Raw genomic sequence first — 412 nt, 5'->3', positions numbered from 1 at the left:
GGGGGGGGGGAGGGGGGGGGTGGGGGGGGGGGGGGGGTGAGGGGGATGGAGGGGTTGGCGGCGTTGGCGGGGTTAGTGGGGTGATTGGGGTCATTGGGGTGGTGGATGAGGGCTTGGGACGGCGGGGTGGCCCCGGTGGACCAGGCGGGGGAAGGGGGATTGAGATGCCGGGGTGGTGCATCTCGTGCTGGGCGGGCTCGGCGGGTTCGGCGTTGGTGAGGGCTGGGCGCTTGCCGTGGTGCTGATGGTGCGGGTGCTGGCGGATGTGGTGCAGGTGGGTGGCCGAGATCTTGTGGGAGTGGCGGGATGACTGGAGCGGGCGGGGCGAGCGACGTGCTGGGGGCGACCGACGTGGCCGGTGCAAGGGCTGACGTGGGCGGGGTGGCCGTTGAGGGGGTCGGGGCCGGGGGTG

Annotated in this window: 1 protein-coding gene; it reads left to right on the top strand. The window is 74.0% G+C overall.

Translation table 11 applies throughout. From position 1 onward, the window contains the following. The first annotated feature begins 175 nt into the window (after positions 1 to 175). Positions 176 to 310 (top strand): hypothetical protein, encoded by a 135-nt coding sequence (locus IG54_RS43535; RefSeq protein ID WP_267883690.1) that lies wholly within the window; start codon positions 176 to 178, stop codon positions 308 to 310. Positions 311 to 412: the final 102 nt, after the last annotated feature.

The organism is Streptomyces sp. NRRL S-920 (assembly GCF_000717945.1).
Taxonomy (GTDB): Bacteria; Actinomycetota; Actinomycetes; order Streptomycetales; family Streptomycetaceae; genus Streptomyces; species Streptomyces alboniger.
Note: the sequence above shows the minus strand (reverse complement) of the source record. Positions and strands in the feature narration are given on the sequence as shown.